The organism is Methanogenium sp. MK-MG (genome assembly GCF_009914725.1).
Taxonomy (GTDB): domain Archaea; phylum Halobacteriota; class Methanomicrobia; order Methanomicrobiales; family Methanomicrobiaceae; genus Methanogenium.
On sequence record NZ_JAAAWJ010000013.1, the window covers coordinates 23,492 to 43,951 of the forward strand.

Annotated in this window: 11 protein-coding genes; 7 read left to right on the forward strand and 4 right to left on the reverse strand. The window is 41.7% G+C overall.

Features of this window, described 5'->3' with window-relative positions:
• Position 1 precedes the first annotated feature (1 nt).
• From MKMG_RS03545 to MKMG_RS03570, 6 genes are all read left to right on the forward strand, one after another.
• Positions 2 to 2,041, forward strand: a complete 2,040-nt coding sequence (locus tag MKMG_RS03545; protein WP_165075672.1) for a hypothetical protein — start codon at positions 2 to 4, stop codon at positions 2,039 to 2,041.
• Positions 2,042 to 4,414 (forward strand): phosphoadenosine phosphosulfate reductase family protein, encoded by a 2,373-nt coding sequence (locus MKMG_RS03550; RefSeq protein WP_165075675.1) that lies wholly within the window; start codon positions 2,042 to 2,044, stop codon positions 4,412 to 4,414.
• Complete coding sequence (locus tag MKMG_RS03555) at positions 4,414 to 8,604, forward strand: hypothetical protein (RefSeq protein WP_165075678.1); 4,191 nt, start codon at positions 4,414 to 4,416, stop codon at positions 8,602 to 8,604. The genes MKMG_RS03550 and MKMG_RS03555 overlap by 1 nt, the downstream gene beginning before the upstream one ends.
• Before the next feature lie 24 nt (positions 8,605 to 8,628).
• The gene (pglZ, locus tag MKMG_RS03560) at positions 8,629 to 10,974 is read left to right on the forward strand and encodes a BREX-4 system phosphatase PglZ (protein WP_165075680.1); all 2,346 of its coding nucleotides are present in this window, start codon (positions 8,629 to 8,631) and stop codon (positions 10,972 to 10,974) included.
• Between the two features lie 13 nt (positions 10,975 to 10,987).
• The gene (gene brxL / locus MKMG_RS03565) at positions 10,988 to 12,424 is read left to right on the forward strand and encodes a BREX system Lon protease-like protein BrxL (protein ID WP_165075683.1); all 1,437 of its coding nucleotides are present in this window, start codon (positions 10,988 to 10,990) and stop codon (positions 12,422 to 12,424) included.
• A gap of 456 nt (positions 12,425 to 12,880) precedes the next feature.
• Positions 12,881 to 14,038 carry an HNH endonuclease domain-containing protein gene (locus tag MKMG_RS03570; RefSeq protein WP_165075685.1) on the forward strand — a complete coding sequence of 386 codons (1,158 nt, stop codon included), beginning with the start codon at positions 12,881 to 12,883 and terminating at the stop codon, positions 14,036 to 14,038.
• A gap of 49 nt (positions 14,039 to 14,087) precedes the next feature.
• Here MKMG_RS03570 and MKMG_RS03575 read toward each other — a convergent pair whose 3' ends face one another.
• Together MKMG_RS03575 and MKMG_RS03580 are read right to left on the reverse strand one after the other, a co-directional pair.
• On the reverse strand, positions 14,088 to 14,783 hold the full coding sequence (locus tag MKMG_RS03575; protein WP_165075687.1) for a uracil-DNA glycosylase family protein: 696 nt from the start codon (positions 14,781 to 14,783) through the stop codon (positions 14,088 to 14,090).
• 628 nt (positions 14,784 to 15,411) lie between these two features.
• Entirely contained in the window at positions 15,412 to 15,657 is a 246-nt protein-coding gene (locus MKMG_RS03580) for a hypothetical protein (protein ID WP_165075690.1), read from the reverse strand.
• Between the two features lie 158 nt (positions 15,658 to 15,815).
• On the opposite strand from MKMG_RS03580, the gene MKMG_RS03585 reads away from it, so the two are divergent.
• Positions 15,816 to 16,148 (forward strand): DUF6398 domain-containing protein, encoded by a 333-nt coding sequence (locus tag MKMG_RS03585; RefSeq protein ID WP_165075692.1) that lies wholly within the window; start codon positions 15,816 to 15,818, stop codon positions 16,146 to 16,148.
• A gap of 221 nt (positions 16,149 to 16,369) precedes the next feature.
• Here MKMG_RS03585 and MKMG_RS03590 read toward each other — a convergent pair whose 3' ends face one another.
• Positions 16,370 to 16,750 (reverse strand): hypothetical protein, encoded by a 381-nt coding sequence (locus MKMG_RS03590; protein ID WP_165075694.1) that lies wholly within the window; start codon positions 16,748 to 16,750, stop codon positions 16,370 to 16,372.
• A gap of 133 nt (positions 16,751 to 16,883) precedes the next feature.
• A partial coding sequence (locus MKMG_RS11710; protein WP_165075697.1) for a PKD domain-containing protein occupies positions 16,884 to 20,460 on the reverse strand: 3,577 nt, incomplete at its 5' end.

The following is a 20,460-nucleotide window of genomic DNA, read 5'->3' on the forward strand; positions in this document are numbered from 1 at the left end:
TGTGGATAAATCCGTCCTAAGCTACAACGGTTTGGGGCTGCCAGTTAGGATGCGTCCTTTTTTTAATGCAGAATTTTTGAATCCGGGTGAAAAAATGTGGATTACATTGATTCACAAGGATAATGGGATAAAATATAGTTCTTGTATCCGAATGGGGAATCATCTGGATGAAAATCGGCTCTCACCCACGCGCATATATTGGGATGAAACCCTTGGCGATCTGATTGATGATCTGATTTCTGATGCCAATGATGGGTTAATATTGATTTTTGTTAAATCTACGTTGGAAAAAAATAAGTATTACATTAAAATTGAAAAGAGTGAATCACAATCTGAAAATGAACAGTTAAAACGTCCAATTCCAAAGCCTGATAGTCCTGTGCTGCCAGAGATTATCTCTGAAAAATCTCCGGAAAATATTTTTGATGATTCATTCACAAAACTCAAAGAGGAGGAAGGAACTCATTTCAAGCAGACACATGTAAGAGGATGGGAACCTTTAAAAAATGAAAATTTGATGAAATCAGGGCATGGAATAATCTTTACGCGAAATAAATTATCTCGTGAACAGGAATTATATACAGAAGTTCTCACGAATCAATTTCCATCTGGAATTAATCTCAATAATCAGCTTCAGGTCTTCAGGTGCATGGTTGCATTCAAGAAGGCCTTTTCTGAAAATTATAACGAAGAATGGATTGGCGATTACGATCAATTTATCAAAGGGATTATAGAGATAACTGTTGCATGTGATGAAACGACACGGTTGTCGATCACATCATTGGATGCTTCAGATTCCTTACTGAATGAGATACTTGTTCAGGTAAATACTCTTTTTGAGTCAGGAGAAGTGATTGTTTCTTCTGATGAACTTTATATCAAGTTTAAGCAAAGGTTACTCCAAACAAATATTTACAACTCCACTACATTAGAGAATGTTGTTAGATACTATATGAGGGGTAAATACAATTTCACTGATGGTTATATCTGTTCCCAAAAATTGTCAAACCTGGATAGTTATATTTTTGACAGGGTATTAGCAACACTTCGGAAATTTTCCGGCCAAATGTCTCATAAGGAACTCATACATACACTCCCCCATTTTCCTGATGAAAAAATTAGAGACTGCCTTAATAGTTCCTCTAAAGTTATCCGAGGAAAAAAAGGATATTATACCCATATCGATTGCTTTGATATTACGTTGCAAGATAAGGAGTTACTCCTTACAACTATTACTGAAAATATGCAAGATAATGTGATAACCACTGCAGGTCTCTTCGATGCATATATGGCAATTAACCCTGATTTCTTTGATCGAAACCTCATAACAGATATTGTAACACTTGGTGACATTTTCAAGTATTGTTATCCATCAAAATATATCTATAAACGTGGCCAGATAATTTTTGGTGGTGGATCAATTCTCAGTTCAACCGAGAAGGTGATACGTCATCTCATGTCGATGAGATCTTTCACATACCGAGATATGGAGGAATTCGAAGATTCAAATCATTACAATGTTGCTTGTCGGGGAGTTCTCAAACCAATCTTAAAAAAATATTTCCGTCTTGATGAAAATCGGTTTATTTCAATCGATCAGCTAGATATTTCCGAAAACGTATTAAACGAAATTGAAAATTTGCTCATGGATGAACTGCAAACAGGGTATGTCTGTTCTGCGAATATCAAAAATTATCTATCATATCCGTATGTCGAATCCAATCCATGTACCCCATATCTTCTTGAGAGTATTATTAGGATTTACGGCAGCAAATTCAGATGCCCATTGAAGCTCATCGAATATTATACTGGCTGCAAAAAACCCAGAGGGATTATTGTTATTGCGGACTCGGATTTTAAAAATTATACGGATATCCTGATAGATGTTCTAAAAAAGCAGAACAACCGGGAACCATTCAAGAATCAAATGGAAGCAATAGAATATCTTAAAGAAATAAATTATATGCAAACTGCCCCACGAGATGGATTATCAGGGATCTACTCCAAAGCGATTGCTAAATACGAATATTTTGGTATATAAATGTACAAATATGAATGGGATCCAGAAACAGGTGGATATCTACTTACAACAACTTCTGAGAGTACTGTTGGAAAAGAACTCAGGCCGGTATATTCTTCTGAATTGGATTTACTTGGATTTGATGAATATTGGACTTATCCAAGAGATGATACAAAACCTTTGCTCTGGGCAGAAAATAACCTCTATTATTATTTAGGAAGAGTCGTTGGTAAAACGAGTGGTGGAAGCCTCTATAATCGACCCACACTAAAAATTATCGAGGATGGATTGGAATTAACCTTTGTAGATATACCGCTAATGGTGAAGAAAAATCGTGTCATAATGGATGCTCTTGTTCATGACACACTTCTCACGATTTATACTACATATCATCAGTTCAAAAATAGAATTGATATTTTTTACGTTGCATTCAGTGGAGGAAAAGATTCAATCGTCGCACTTGATTTAGTACATCGAACTCTTCCAAAAAATGAATTTCTGGCCTTGTTTGGAGATACAGACATGGAACTTCCAGATACCTATTTGTTTATGGAAGTTATCCGGAAGTATTACAGCGACATCTCATTTCATGTGGCTCGTGCTGAAATATCCTCTGTTGAGTCTTGGAAGATCTTTGGTCCACCAGCACGTGGAATCCGCTGGTGTTGCAGTGTGCATAAGACAGCTCCACAAATCCGGTATTTACGTAATTTATTCCAAAAACCAAACGTTAGAGGGATGGCTTTTACGGGAATTCGGGCAGAAGAAAGTAATGCCCGTTCCTCATATGATATGGTGAGTGTCAGTAAGAAGCACCCTGGACAGGCAAGTTGCCATCCAATTCTTCAATGGAATTCTGCAGAACTTTACCTATATATCTATGGAAATAATCTCCCTCTCAATGAAGCATATAAAAAAGGGAATTCGCGTGTAGGTTGTCTATTATGTCCAATGTCAGGAGGGAAACATGAGTTCATCAAAATGTCTTGTTATCCCGGCGTGATGACAAAGTACCTGGACATAATCAAGAATACCAGTTCAAAAACCTTTGATCGATTATCTGATATGGATCACTTCATAGAAGATGGAGGATGGAAAGTACGTCGTTCTGGACGTGAACTAAAAATTGGTACAAACCTCGTTGAAGTGGTAAATACTAAAAAAGAACTACGAATCACCACCAAAGGACCGGCAGATGACTGGAAGGAATGGATAAAAACACTTGGGGAGTTCTGTCAGATAGAAGAGAATTGCTATCTTGTAACATATAATGGTGCAACATATCGCTTTACTGTTACCGAAAATGAGAATCAGTCCCTGGAAGTGGTTTTACCACTAATTGGGGGAGGAAAAAGTGAGATATATTTTGTATCACTGTTCAAAAATGTCTTTCGCAAAGCTGCCTATTGCAGAAGATGCGGAGTATGTGTTGCAGAATGCAAGTTTGGGTGTATCACCATGGGCCCAGACTCAACAAAAATTGAAAGCAGTGAATGCAAGCACTGTTGTCAATGCCTTAAGATAGATTACGGATGCTTATTATGCTCCTCAATTAAATTACCTCTAAGCAAAGGAAATGAAAAAATGGCTGGAATGGATAGATACATGACATTTGGATTCCGGAAAGAATGGCTTGATTCATATTTCAAAGATCCTGATCAATTCTGGGATCATAATGATTTAGGAAGTAAGATGGTTCCGGTATTCAAAAAATTTTTACGGGATGCGGGTATTGTCTCTGAGAAAAGAGATCTTACAATTACCAGGACAGGACAACTGCTCAGGACTATTGGTTCTGATTCTGAGGCCACATGGGCAATTATTCTGATTAATCTCTCATATACTCCTCAAATAGGGTGGTATGTAAAAAATATTATTCCTGGTACCATTTATACAATGCAAGATCTCAAGGCGCTCCTTCCCGAAGATATCAAAGACACAGTGAAACGTAATATTGTGAGTGCTTACCGTAATATTATGGTACAGACACCGCTTGGAAGCCAGATTGGACTTGGTCACCCCCAAAAATCCGGTTCAAACGTAAAATCTGTGGAGAGAATAAAATGGGAACATCCAATTCCTGAAGTAATATTATATGCCTTCTACAGATATGCAGAAGAAAATATTCAGGAAGATAATAGTATTCATGACAATGATAACTACCGGTTTACGTTAACTGAGATCTTATCAGAAGATCCAGACATTTCCGGATTGAGTCCCTCACAGATTTTTGATATCGATAGAGATACATTCAGGCATATTCTGGAAGGATTGTCTATAGAGTATTCAGAGTATATTTCAACTTCGTTTACCCATGATTTAGACAATATTGTCCTTTCTCCAAATAAAACATCAGCAGAGGTACTTGAACTCGTAATGACGGAGATAATATAATGGGCAATGATATGACCAACATTTTATATGATAATTTTTTTGATATTGACCCAAATTATTTCCCCATGATGACAGAAGAGCTCATCAAATCTGAAGATGGGAAATGGAAAGGATTCTATCCACATGAAAAATTTGTCGAATTAATTAAACATACCGTAAATACACTCAATCGTCACGAAAAACAATCCCTCTGGGTCACAGGGTCATATGGGACAGGAAAATCACATGCAGTTTTAACGATAAAATGTATGCTTGAAGCGAAAAAAGAGGATGTAACCGAGTATTTTGAGAAGAATGATCTCGATATGGACCTCTGCAGTCGTCTTAACAACCTAAAAGGACAAGGGCATATTCTCACCGTGTACCGGAATGGATCGGAAAGTATTGACTCAACAGCAGCTCTTACTCTTGCAATTCAGAGCAGTATCAAAAAGGCACTGAAAGAGCAGGGTATTAAAAATAACTCAAATATTACATTAAAAGAAACAATTGTCAATAGATTAACTACAAAAGAAATTTATTCAAATTATATCGACAAATTGATGCAGGAAAAATACAATTATCTCTTTTCACCCTATTCTGATGTTACAAGTTTTCTTGAGGCAATTAAAAACCCTGATGATGAAAAATCAAATCAGCTCATCAATAAATATCTCGATATGCTCAATATGGAGGGGATAAGCGGACATCCAATCGAACCAAATGACTTAGTTCGGTGGATTGATGAAGTTATCAAGGCAAATAATTTAACTTCTATTTTCTTTATCTGGGATGAATTTACTGAATTTTTCAAGATTAATCAAAATAAACTCACAGGTCTTCAGGAAATTGCGGAATCTACACAACATATGCCATTTGTTCTGATGCTGGTTACCCATATTTCCGGAAAACAATTGCCATTAGGTGATTCCAAAAAAATTTCAGATCGCTTTGCTCCCCCAATTGAGATAAGTCTCCCAGATAATACCGCGTTTAAACTCATGGGGAAAGCACTTGCAGTAAAGGATAATCAGGAGGTCCGTTCACAGTGGCAAACCCTTAGAAGTGAACTTTGGAGTAACGTATGCAATTCTGGCAAGCTCGTTATCAGATCAACAAATAATAAAGTGACAGAAAATGATTTTAAGGAAATATTACCGTTCCACCCATATGCAGCTCTTATTCTTAAACATCTTTCCGCCCGTTTCAACTCCAATCAAAGAAGTATGTTCGAGTTCATAAAAGGAGGGGAAACAGAATCAGAATCCATAAGTTTCAAGTCATTTATTCACCAAACCGGACCTTTCTCCCCCATCCCGTATCTTACCTGTGACAAATTATGGGATTACTTCTACAGTAGTGACAAAGCCAGATTAGATACGGAACTTAAGGATTTATTGAACACATACAATATTCATAAGGACAACAAGGCATTTGATTCAGATACATTGTTGATCTTAAAAACAACCCTGCTTCTTCAGGGTCTTTCAAATCAAGCATGGAATGTCCCGATACTGAAGCCAACACTGAATAATTTGACATATGCCTTTGAAGGAACCGATCTCGCAAAAGTTCGAATAGAACAGATCCTTATGATTCTCATAGAAAAGGGTGTTTTATCTTCACATCCCGGCAAAAATGGAGAACTGGAATATGTCGCTCTTCGTGCTAACAGTGACACTGCGGTGATCAGTCAGTTAATACAGGAAATTTCAAAAAAATATACAACGCTGGAACTTATTCAAAAGAACAATGATATCGAAAAGGTATTTGAATTACCTGAGGAACTCTTTCTTCGGTATGAATCATCATATTTAACGACCACCAACATTGACGTTGCGTTAAAACGGAAAGTGAATATTCCTCCAAACAAAATCCGATTGTTTTTCACCTTTGCTAAAGATGATCAGGAAGCAAGCATCATTAATGAAAAAATCCAGAATTTCCTATCGACAGGTCTGGATTCAGGAATAATTATTGTAGACACGTCATTATCTTCGCTTAAATCCAAAAATTATGATGACATTGTTGAGTGTCTGGCAAATGTGCGTTACTGGAAAGATAAGAATATTTCAAAACAAGTTATTGCATTTGAAAGTCGGGTAAATGATATAATTACTCAATGGAATAATGAACTCATAAATGGAGTCTTCGTTCTCTATGATGCTTCCCATAATGGACAGAAATTCTATAGTTTTGATTTACTTACCAAGCAACTAAGGCAGATCAATGAAGAACGTTTCCCGAAAGGGATTGAACGTCTTTCCAACTCGAAGACATTGCGTTCTATACAGCAATCAAAGAATGGAGCAATTATGGCAGCATCTGGTGGTGAAAAACCATCAGGAAGGTTTAATGCTCTTGCCCAGCCTCTTTCTGAGATTTGGACTGATAATAATTATTGGGAGCACACACCAGATCATCTCTTATCACAGATTAAAAATGATCTTAATATTTTCATGGATAAGAGGTTTACCAAAGATGGAAAGGCAGATATATATGATATATGGAACTTCCTGACACGTCCGCCCTATGGATTTCTCCCATGCAGTTTGAGTGCTTTTGTTCTTGGTTTCCTTCTTCGGGAATATGCAAATGACCAGTATACCTGGTCTAACGGTTCAATAGCAGAGCCAATGTCAGCTGAAAAGCTTGGAGAACTCGTAGATGGTGCCATAAAATCTACGCATGGAACCCGGCCGTCTTCTCGATATATTGTACAAATGACTGAGGAAGAAAAAGAATTTATGAACTCTTCTGCGTTCGTATTCAATGTTTCTCACGTCCAGTGTACCTCAATTGAAAATACCCGTAACAAGATCATCAATGCAATAAAAGGACTTCAGTATCCACTTTGGGCATTAAATAACTATATCGATTCACAAAATACCACACAAAAAGATGTTCTCAAAAGTATCATTGATGATTACTGTTCTATTTCAAGTAGTTCTCCGGATGCTAAACAGATTGTTAAAACAAAAGTTAATTCAATTGGGAAAGCATTTCAGCAACATGCTGGTTTGAGCAATGCTGTCCGGGATCTAATCACGCCCAAAAACACAAGAGAAGGCATGGATCTCTATGTTCAGGTCACGTATCCGGACTTAATTACAATTGCACAATCACTGAATGATAACAATTATCTTGAGGCCATTAAGAAAAGATTCAGTGCGGATAGTGCCTGGTTGTGGTGCAGCGATGACATCGATAATGCAATCATGGAAGTTGTCAGTGATTACCGGATTTTTGATTCAAGTAATCATTTCATTGGCACGAAAACATCAATCCAGGATGTAATTAGGGAGTGGAGTAATAAATTAAATGAGATCCGTCTTCCTTTTGATATTATCTTGTCCTCCGAGGAACAGTTAACAAAACCACTCACCATGCTCTTTAACATGTGTAAGACAAAAGCACTCTCATCTTCCGATAAAAAGGAACTGAGTGATGCGTTACAGTCATACAAAATAGAGTTGGATGAATTTTTTTGTTCTGACACTCAAATCAGAATATTCAATGAGAAATTTTATGATAAATTCGCCAATCTAAGTATGGATCAAATTCAGGAGTTGTATTTATCTCTTCCAAGGGGGCAGATTTATCAGTCAAAAATAGAATATGAGCAGCGTGTTGCGACTAAAATTGAAGATCTTCGCTGTGTTCAGCTCTATCAGCATCTGGAAAGTGAATGGTATAGAATATCCGGAGAAGTGGATCCAAAAGTATGGTCTAACAAGTATGAACTGCCGATACTGTATCTTTTCGATGATGAACCAGGAAAAGCAAGAGACCTTTGTTCTATTCTATTAAATAAAGGGTCCAGCGATGAATCAAAAATAGAGGACGCAATGGAGTTCCTCAACACCTGTCCTGACTTTGCAAAGATTACAGATACGGAGTATATCCATAAGGTATTCCAGAAAAAAATACTCCGGGATTACGAGTATGTAATTGAATCAGAGAATATTCCTTCACTCATTTTAGAGTTAAAGTCTAAAGTCGATGAAAATATTTACTCATGGGCTGACAAAAGAGCTCGGGTAGATGAGGTGGTGAAGGACTTTGCAAAAGAATCATATCGTAATTCTGGATTTATGAAAGCATTCGCAAAGATTGATAATATGCCCCCGGATGATGCAAAAAATTATCTCAAAGATCTTATCAAAAACGATCTGCAGGTAGGTATTGCAATCATCAGGCGTTTGGAATAATCCTGAAAATGTTGGATTAATATCATGAATTATCAAACATACGAAGAAATCTTTGAAAGAATTACCCAATTGCCAGCAACAAGATCAGAAACGATCATTGTGAATGTTAATTCCTATGAGAATTACATGAATCTTGTTAATAATTTTTTAGATACAAAACAGGTTCAATTAAGTGATTATGTCAAAGGGGATCAGTATCCTGATCTATTGCGGTGCTATGCAGAACTGGAGGAAAGCAAGAATACTACTCTTGTATATGGCTTTTCACAACATATGATGATGATCTCCGAGAAAGAACGTCGGAAGATCTTGTCAAATATATTACATAATATCCAGTTATCTACAAATCAACTACATAGAGTCATTTTTCTGTTTTACCAAATGCAGAATGTTCTGGTGCAAAAGATTGATGATGATCTGCGGTTAAATGAGCGAATCTTTCTGTTAAACGATGTTCCATCCAATCCAACTGGAAAAGTAATCTTTGTTTCAAATACTGTAGAGATTGAATCATCAAATTATGAAAGGATCTTCCATGATTACAACCAATATTTGCGGGAAGTAGAAAGCAATCCAGCAAAGGATATTACCGTTGTCACACAATTTACGCATGACCCATACTCCGAGCGACGTATACAGGTTACGCTGATTCCATCAGCATATAAGTACCTTGTTGTCAAAAAACAGTTCCCTCAGAGTATCTCTGAGTCGGTTGGAACTGCAGATAATTGGCAAACTCTGGTAAAAGATACCAAGGGAGTTACATCTGTAACTACATATTTTTCATCCATTTTCAAAGACAAGATATCAATCTCCCTTTTGGGAGAATGGAATGATCTTGAAAGCCCTCAGAAAAAATGGTATGCCTGGCTTCATATGAAGCTGCTGTCCCTCAAAAATATCAATGATATCGATCAGACCAGTTGTTTTGAAGAATATCTCCCGTATGTGTTGAGTCTGAGTAATTCTGTTGATGCATTTATTCATGAATATTATTTTGGGATACTAAAGATATCTCCAAATGAACCCTGTTATCAAAAATATTATAGTGAGAGAAAAAAAGGATTGAAGTATCTAAATAATAACCTTACTCTCAGTGAATATTGTGAGGTAGTCAGTCATTATGGCGAGGAGATGATTTACTATCTCACCGATACCTCCGATTATGAGAAAAAACTTATTCTTGAATGGATTTCCGGAAAGTCTTCATTTGATCCAGAGACTTCGGGACTTATCGAGTTAATCTACCCTGATCTATGGATTTATCTTAAAGAATATTCCGTTCCTTTGGACATTCCGGATTCTGATCTTTATACAAAATATTTTCAGGCGTATAAAGAACAAAAAGTTCAAAACAGACTTGATCCACTGTTTTGTGAAAAAGTAAACACTATTGCAAATGGGGTGGAGAGGGAACGCCCATATTACCGTCTCTCAACCCGTGAGGCAGCCTTTGAAAAACTTGATATTCAGAATACACCTGTTTATTTTATCGATTGTCTCGGGGCAGAGTATCTGAGTTTTATTGAAGCCTTTTGCGATAAAAATGGATTATCTTGCTCTGTACAGCTTGTAATTGCCAGAGTTCCAACAGAAACAGAGTATAATACCGAATTCAGGAATAAAAATGGAGTAGACTTGACAGAAATGCGTGAGTTAGATCAACTCAAGCATAAAGGAATTGAAACATGTTCTGGTGATAATCCAAATCTCCCCTATTATTTGATTAAGGAATTGGATATCCTCCAAAAATACCTTTACTCAATCCTTCAAACTCTTCAAAGAAATCAAAAAGTAGTGATTGTGACAGATCACGGTTCCTCACGGTTGTGTGTCCTGAGTAAACAATCCTGCAATAGTGATTTTTCATATGACGGGGATGCGAATAATGCTAAAAGAAGATACTGTGAAAATATGGTTGGTGACATATCTAACCCCTATTTACTCAGAGATGGGAAGTACAGTGTTTGGGCAAATTATAACCAGTTTACTGTCCGTGGGGCCCCTCCAAAATGGGAACTGCATGGAGGGGCGACTATTGAAGAAGTTGTCATTCCGCTCATTGAAATCTCTAAAGACATTACAAAAATCAAACTTATCTGCAAGACCCATGAGATCAAGCTCAAAGTTGATCAGAGTCCAATAATAGAGTTTGTCACAATTCCAAAATGTCAGAGTGTCGTCCTTATTGTTGAGAAAGAAACATATCCATGTAATACATCTGATAACGGATCCGAATGGGCATGCACCTTACCTAAAGATATCAAGACGGGAACATACACTGCAATCGTGAGAACAAATGAGAAAAATGTGGGTGAGCTTTCCTTCTCAATCACAAAAGGACTCAAAAAGAAATCATTTGATTTGTAAGGAGAATTAAGCCATGGAAAATAAGTTGCGGACAGTTTTTTCAGATATGGTCGTATATAAGAATCTCAAGGAGAGCAATTACTTCTCTGACCTCAGTATACCTTCCTTTTTACGGGATTGGATCATGCAGGAATACTCCGATGATGAGGGAAAGATTGACTATGAGGTTGTTGGAAGACAGATAAAACGGTTATATCCCCAAAAAGATGAATGGCTTTCGATCAAAGATCGAATTATTCAGGGAAATGAGTCTGTAAAAATTCTTACGAGAATCAGTGTGGATATTGACATCTCTACCAATGATATTACATTCTCTCTTCCAATTTACGATCTACATAATAAATTAACATTGATTGAACCATGGATATGGGATACCTATAAGGATGAACTATTGGTTTCTAAAGAGATATGGGGTATTGTTGAACTGGGATATTTACCGCCCGGAGACAATAAAAAAGATGGGAAAATCATCTTAAAGAGTTTCCAGAACTTCTGTCCTTATGAAATTGATTTGGAATATTATAAGGAGGCGCGGAAAAACTTTACGATAGATGAGTGGATTGACGTTCTTCTTGGAGCAATTGATTACAATCCCTCAGGATATAAAGACAGTATTGAAAAAAGGACAATGCTTTCCCGCCTTCTGCCTTTTACAGAGAAACGTGTCAATATTGTGGAGTTGGCACCAAAAGGTACGGGGAAATCTTACCTCTTTGGAAGATTAAGTAAGTATGGCTGGCTAGCATCCGGTGGGAAGATGAGCCGGGCAAAAATGTTTTATGATCTTCAGAAAAAAACGACCGGCCTGGTTGGTTCATATGATTATATTGCATTTGATGAGGTGCAGACAATTTCTTTTTCTGATCCTTCTGAAATGAAGGGTGCACTCAAGGGATATCTTGAAAGTGGTGAGTGTTCTGTTGGCGATAAAAAAATTGTAGGCAAAACTGGAGTTATCCTTCTTGGAAACATCGATATGAATGACATGGATGTAAATTGTGATATGTTTCGCTCTCTTCCAGGGGTTTTCTATGAGAGTGCACTTATTGATAGATTCCATGGTTTTATTGCCGGGTGGAAAATTCCTCGAATGAATGAGGATCTTAAAGCACAAGGATGGGCACTAAACTCTGAGTATTTCACAGATATTCTTCATCAGTTGCGTGATGACCTGAGTTATCGTGCGATTGTAAATGATCTAGTTATTGTCCCCCCCCAGTCTGATACCCGGGATGTAGAGGCAATTAAACGTTTGTGTACTGCTTACATCAAGCTCTTCTTCCCTCATATCCATCAGGCATCAGATATTAGTATGTTCGATTTTATGACCTATTGTCTTAAGCCTGCCATAGATATGAGAACGATTATTAAGAGACAGTTAGCTATAATTGACCCAATTGAATTTGGTAAAAAAGGAGTTCCATATCTTTCTGTGAAGGATTGTGCATGAAAAAAATAATTCGGTGTTGTTATTGCGATGCGATCCTGTCTAAGGACGAAATTGGAGCCACACAGAAATTTATTCATCGAGAAATTAAGCAGTTCATGTGTTATAGTTGTCTTGCTGAGTTTGTTGATTGTACTGTTGATGAATTAAAATGTCAAATCGAGCGCTTTAAAGAGGAAGATTGTGGTTTGTTTAAGTGATCTATGTCAACGCCGGGTCAATTTTCTACAATATTACTTCAACGTTACTATGAGTTCACCAGTAACCCCATCACATTTTTTCGCGAGATCGAATCTGATTTTTGAACGGTGTTCCTGACATCAGATCCGGACGTAAGCATAGATGCATCACATTGGATCATGGAGGAGACGATACGGGGTGTGTCAGCATAAATCTGAGCATTCAAATCCATATCTTCATCGTAAACAGCCCACAACATCTTCACCTGGACGAAACCCCATGGAAATATCATCCCTACGCACAATCAACGCAATTCTCGAACATGATGCAAAGGACGCGTCATACAAGTATGCTCTTATCCGGGGGACAATTGATGTCTGTCAGAAATATTCCCATCGAAAAGAGGAGGCCGATGGAAGGGTTTTCTACCCTCTGGGTTCTCTGGTCGAAAGCTGGGTGCTCTACTATTACCCGATCATTGCCTCTCCTGAGTTTATTCCCCAGCGAAGTGGTGAATCGGAAGAGAGCGCCGGAGGCCGACAGATTGTATTCCGGCCCGCATTTAAGACCGTGACCGATTACTATCAGGACAAGGGAGGGTTCTCTGCCTTTTGGAATGAATACCGCAGAGGGGAGCTGCCGGAGGAGATATCGGCTGATGTAATGGCTCTCTTCAAAAAAATTCGGGAGACTATCGTTGCCTTGCCCATGAAATACATTGGACGTTCGCTGTCTGATGCGTATTATTCAATATATGGATATGACAAGCAGGGTATCCGGATTCAGAATGATGCATATCCTGACCCGGTATGTATTCAGGAGAATTTCGGTGTCTTTGATATTCCCTCAGATATGTGCCTGGCGTTTGAGTACTTTGGGAGTTTTATCAGCGGGGAGGAATCCATTCTCAAAGACTGGACGGATTTTTCTCATGATAAAAGCACAAAATCTGTTCAAAAGGCACAGATTTTCGCTCTACTCACAAAAGTTCCGGAAACTGAACGGGCAGTTGGTTTTGCACGGATGGTCTACCAGAATGCCTTCAGGGAAGGCCCTCTGGAATGTGTCTGGTCCGGAAAGAGGATCCCGGATAGCACCCGGATGCATGTTGATCATATGCTCCCCTTTGCCCGGTGGAAGAATAACGATCTCTGGAATCTGCTCCCTGCCCTGGACACGGTGAATGGAAATAAAAGTGATCAAATTCCGTCCCGGAGTCTCCTTGAGAAAAGAGAAGACGTCATCACATACTACTGGAATCAGCTCCATCAGGAATATCCTGCACAGTTTGAAAGGGAGGTTACCCTCTCGCTCTTAGGGAAAAAGCCTGAAGGACGGGAAAACTGGAAGGAAGAAGCGTTTGCAAACCTCCTGCAAAAAGCAGATTATCTTATTGACGTCCGGGGCTATGAATCGTGGGAGTGTACTGAAGTCTGAAACGGTATGACAAGGCAGTCCGGAAAAAAGCGTCTGTTAAATGATCAGATCACAGAATTTCCTGACACTCCCGAACGAGGTGGTATATATTCTCTTCAAGTCTTTTTTGTGCCTGCTTGTCTTTTGGATGCCATGATGCCATATTGGCACCAGATGGATGGGGAAGGTGGTACAGGCGAATGGTTTGATCCACAAGATCGTCACCCTTCCTCTCAAACCATCGCTCCACATCTTTTCCCAGTGTGACAATGAACCGGATATTTTCGCGGCTAGCTGATTCAATTTCAGAACACAACCACCGGTCTGCACAGGAGTATGCGTTTCTCGGTCTGAACTTCAATGAAGCCTCCCCCCGTTTGTCTGTGCAGCATTTGTGGAGGTGCGTCCAATAGACAGAATGATAAAGCGTATCCCTGAATGTATTCAGCTCTTCATCGGAGAGTGCGCCCTGCATGTACCTCTGGTTGAATGATTTGATGCGAGTGAATGTCCACCGGGGGATGGCATTGGTGTCAAAGAGAAGCTCCCGCCACAAAGAAAGGCTCCTTGATTTCGCATCGGTATAGTAGGGAATAAATGCAGTTGTTGGGTCCCTTGATATGATGATTCCGGCAAATGGATGGTTTTGCGGGGGAGGGACCCATACTGCGGGGATATCAGAGAGTCCTTTGAGTTCACACTCATCCGGGCATGCATCGGATTTGTTCATTGTCATGCATATTTTAACATGCTCATCGAAACTCATCGTATCAGAGATTGGTATTGCAGGGCATGTAATTACCTGTCACGATAACCGATCTCCGATTCTCCAGCACCTTTATCCCTCCACTCCCCGACTTTCCTTTAGGACACTGCCATGCCCCTCCCACAATCCCAGCACGATACCATCAACAGATTCCTTCAGGAACACGATATGCCTGATCTCTATCGGCCATATACCTGGAAAGGGGATATCCAGGTAAATCCCGACTATCACTTAAAGTAACGCTTAAATAGCACCCAAAACACGCCCACATTCCGGAAAAACGCATCCCCACAGACGCCCGGAGCGGGCCGATCTCACCCTCAGACAATCCATAGTACCTCCCCAAAAAACACGACAACAGCACCCCGAATATAGTCCTCAAATATCCGCCTATTCCACAAATGCTGCATGTAACAGGCGTGAAATCATGTCATCAAAAAAGCGGCCAAAAAACGTTCATTCCGGGCTTATTTGCCAAAAAACAGGGAGGATAATGATTGTACTATTGTCTTATCTCAGCAAACCTCATCCCCCCAATTCTTCTCCCTCAAGAGCCTCGCATAACACTCCTCACACATCCCCAACTTTCCTTCCTCAGACAAACAGGTAATCCTGCCATCACCGCAGACTAAACCCCAATACCCTTCGCCGTCCGGGAAAATTCCTTTGGCGTAAGCATCCCCGGCAGGGGAATGATGTCCGGGCGGACGTTCCGCGTCACATACACCGGGTGCACCATCGTTGGCGGCATGTACAGCAGGGTGTAGTAGCATGGCGACAGGTGCCCGCCATCATACCGGGCGAGGATATTGCTTTGTTCGCCCTCTTCGGCCGGAATTATGCCGGAAGCAATATGGCTGGCGGAATCTGCCAAAGAGCATGCACCCGAACACCCGTCCCTGCACGGGAGATGCCTTGGTGCTGTGGGGTCTCATTCTTCCGCAATATCCTCTTCTCTTGAAGAAGCGTCTCTCTATTCTCTCTTAGATCAGTACCATTCGGTTGGAATGCCCGGTTTTATCCTGGCGGAAAGTGCCGCCATGCTACAGCAAAGCTGCCGCCATTCCGCCAACGTCGCAGCCGTGCACCGGGGGGAGTATCAATTACCTCTTTGACAAATCGACAAAACCGCATGCATCCCCCGCTGACATCTGCAATTACTTTGGGACAAAGAAGAGCACCACGTCACAGAAGGCCAAAGGAATACGTGACATGTTCGACCTGTATTTTTTTGATGAAGAGTTCTCGACCACCCGGGAGGGCGAGGAAGATCCGTACGAAGGTCTGGTTCTGATTGACGGGATTTTCGTGCCTAAGGATATGCTTCCCCCGGAAATACTGAAAAAACCTGAATCAGGCAGATGACGAAGAAGTAATCGGTAATATGTGTCAGCACCGGATTAATTTCCCCCTCCCTGTGACGGCGTCTGTCTATATGCATATCCGAAAATATTCCACATACGCAGGTGATGTCAGAACCCTCCAGTCCGGGGGCAGGTGAATATGATTCCCTTTAATGATCGCATCAGCCGGATGTACGAATGTGACCAATAAGAACTCTTTCCAGTAAAATCATCGGGAATGATTCAGTTCTCCTTTTCAAGCCAGAAATGAACTTCCTCTGTGTTTATTTCACTATTGAGAATTACCTGAACCTTGGCAGGATATGTCACATTTTCTGTCAGTAACAATTCTTCATTTTTTTCATAGTATTCATTATAGTTCAGCCGGAACTGTTCCGTATGGACTAATTCATTATTTAAAAATATCTGACTATCATAATCTGTGCCACCCTCTTCAGAACAGATCACCCCATATGTAAAAGAGATTCTGTCGTCAAAAGTCTGGTTTTGGTATGATTCCGGAATAATGTAGAGCGATGAATACTGTTCTTTGGTGAAAATAAACAGATATCCTGTTATTATAATTGCAATAATTATTGCAATGATCGCTGCAGTTTTAAACACCGAATAGAATTCATTGCGCTCACACCCGTCATTCATATGTACTCAATGATATGATAGCACAATATGGTTTAAATATCTGTTTGGTGTGATCAGGGAAAAATGCTGAAAAATAATGTATGTTCGGATATACCCATTAAATAATATGTATATATCCTGTTTTGGACTCAAAGTCTATTCCCTCTGCATTGATCACCCTCAGGGTTACTGAGTATGTGCCTGGTTTTGTATAGGTATGTGTCGGGTTCTGTTCGTATGAGCTTGCCCCGCCTCCGAAGTACCATGTCCATGAAGTGGGAACGCCCTGGCTTTGATCGGTAAATGTCACCTGCATCGGTGCCGGTCCTGTGACACTGTCTGCACTGAACGCGGCTACCGGTTTAGCGGGTTCTGCCGGTTCATCCGCAGCTGTTACGGATATGTAGCCTGTCTTTGTCTCGGTATCCGTTCCGTCAGCATTCGTGACTTCCAGGCTGACGGCGTATGTGCCCGGTTCTGTATAGACATGCCGGGGATTTTCTTCTGCTGCTGTTGTTCCGTCACCAAAGTTCCACGACCATGAATCCGGGCTGTCTGAACTTTCATCCGTGAATGTAACTTCCAGCGGCACAGTGCCTGATACCACATCTGCACTGAAGGCTGCCACCGGCGGGTTTGTAACCGGGGCGGTGCTGCCTTCATCGGTTACAGTAATGAATCCTGTTTTGGACTCAAAGTCTATCCCCTCTGCATTGATCACCCTCAGGGTTACTGAGTATGTGCCTGGTTCTGTATAGGTATGTGTCGGGTTCTGTTCGTATGAGCTTGCCCCGCCTCCGAAGTACCATGTCCATGAAGTGGGAACGCCCTGGCTTTGATCGGTAAATGTCACCTGCATCGGTGCCGGTCCTGTGACACTGTCTGCACTGAACGCGGCTACCGGTTTAGCGGGTTCTGCCGGTTCATCCGCAGCTGTTACGGATATGTAGCCTGTCTTTGTCTCGGTATCCGTTCCGTCAGCATTCGTGACTTCCAGGCTGACGGCGTATGTGCCCGGTTCTGTATAGACATGCCGGGGATTTTCTTCTGCTGCTGTTGTTCCGTCACCAAAGTTCCACGACCATGAATCCGGGCTGTCTGAACTTTCATCCGTGAATGTAACTTCCAGCGGCAGAGTGCCTGATACCACATCTGCACTGAAGGCTGCCACCGGCGGGTTCGTAACCGGAGCGGTGCTGCCTTCATCAGTTACAGTAATTAATCCTGTTTTGGACTCAAAGTCTATCCCCTCTGCATTGATCACCCTCAGGGTTACCGAGTATGTGCCTGGTTCTGTATAGGTATGTGTCGGGTTCTGTTCGCGTGAGCTTGCCCCGCCTCCGAAGTACCATGTCCATGAAGTGGGAACGCCCTGGCTTTGATCGGTAAATGTCACCTGCATCGGTGCCGGTCCTGTGACGCTGTCTGCACTGAACGCGGCTACCGGTTTAGTGGTTTCTGCCGGCTCATCCGCAGCCGTTACGGATATGTAGCCTGTCTTTGTCTCGGTATCTGCCCCGTCAGCATTCGTGACTTCCAGGCTGACAGCGTATATGCCCGGTTCTGTGTAGGTGTGTGTCGGGTTCTGCACATTTGCCTGCCATCCGTCACCAAAGTTCCATGAGTATGATTCCGGGCTGTTACTACTTTCATCCGTGAATGTAACTTCCAGCGGCACAGTGCCTGATACCACATCTGCACTGAAGGCTGCCACCGGCGGGTTCGTAACCGGAGCGGTGCTGCCTTCATCAGTTACAGTAATGAATCCTGATTTGGACTCAAAGTCTATCCCCTCTGCATTGATCACCCTCAGGGTTACCGAGTATGTGCCCGGTTCTGTATAGGTATGTGTCGGGTTCTGTTCGTATGAGCTTGCCCCGCCCCCGAAGTACCATGTCCATGAAGTGGGAATGCCCTGGCTTTGATCGGTAAATGTCACCTGCATCGGTGCCGGTCCTGTGACACTGTCTGCACTGAACGCGGCTACCGGTTTAGCGGGTTCTGCCGGTTCATCCGCAGCTGTTACGGATATGTAGCCTGTCTTTGTCTCTGTATCTGCCCCGTCAGCATTCGTGACTTCCAGGGTAACGGCGTAAGTGCCCGGTTCTGTGTAGACATGCCGGGGATTTTCTTCTGCTGCTGTTGTTCCGTCACCAAAGCTCCATGAGTATGATTCCGGGCTGTTTGTAGTGGTATCGGTGAACTGCACGGTAAGGGGTGCCTGACCAGCAGTTACATCCGCCCAAAAGGCTGCAACCGGCGCTGATGGGTCGGTTGCAGCCTCAGCAGTTACGGTGATGTAGTTGGTTTTCTCTTCGGTATCGGAACCGTCTTCACCAGTTGCTGTCAGAATCACGCTATAGATTCCCGGCTCTGCATAGGTGTGTGACGGGTTCTTTACTCCGGACCGGGTTCCGTCTCCAAAGGCCCATGACCAGGAGACTGCATTTGTACTGGTATCAGTAAACTGAACAGACAATGGTGCCTGGCCCTCTGCCGGATTTGCTGTGAATCCCGCTTCAGTAACTGGTGGTGTCGGCATCACTTCTCCGGAAGTGAGGAATGAATATTCATGGCTTCCGGCTGCTGTTGTGATGATGATGGCTGATTTATCTGCTGACAGGTGCCATCCGGTGTATGGCACGCCATCCTTCAGGACCTGCCCAATATCGGTGTTTAACTGGGATAGCGAGACCTGACCTGCTGAAGCTCCGTCAACCACAAGGGCGACTGAGTTCCCTTCTTTATTCAGTGAAACGCTCTCGGTTCCGGTGCTCTTGATGAGAGCTGCACCATTTTTGTTAAGATATGTCCCTTTGGTGAGTGTGTAGCTGTAGTCCTGGGCTGATGCAGGAGTTCTGATGAATGCTGTCTCAGCATCTGTTGAGAATGCTCCAAAGCTGCTGCTGCCATCTCCCGAATAGATGACATCGGTATTGTCTGTTGCGCTGACTCGTATGGCATTCCCGTTTCCGCTGACAGGTATTTCCTCAGTATTTTTCTTATCTTCGTTCAGGTAGTTCGATGTGAGAACGGTAATGCGGTACAGATCTTTTTCCGGGCCGTCCTTCAGGTATACAATGGGTGAATAGACTTCGGATTCAGTGCCATAGCCGGCGATTCTCCCCGCATGTTTCGTTACGATAACTTCCGATGCCGGTGCGGAATAGATGTTTAAACTGACCCTGTCTCCATATGGATTTGTGGTGTCCCATGTCAGAGAGTTTGTTGTAATGCCGGTCCTGGTTTCGCTCTTATACGGGAGTGATAACCAGTCGTATGCCGTTGTGTCAATCCTGAGATCTCCTTTTACATGGCCGATCACGCCTGACCCGGTTGGTGTGATGCTGAGACTGGTCGGGCGGAAAACGTTCCGGTATGTCCATTCCTCTGTTCCATCAAAACGGTCGAAGATTACGAAATAATCATCCTCGGGATACATAATCGTCCGGCTGTAGTCTATCGGTGATGAGAGACTGTCGGAGTCTGACCATGAACTGCCAATCACATCAGTGATCGTTTCTGACGCAGTAATTCCATCCATCCACGGAGACTGAATCACCGTATCCACGGTAACAGGCGTATCAAGGCCGGCAGCATCCCCTTTGTATACCCCTCTTGCCTGGCTGTCCGCCCAAAACGATGTTGCAAACGGTGTCTGCGGGTCTTCGATTTCAATAGTGTTGTGGTGGACG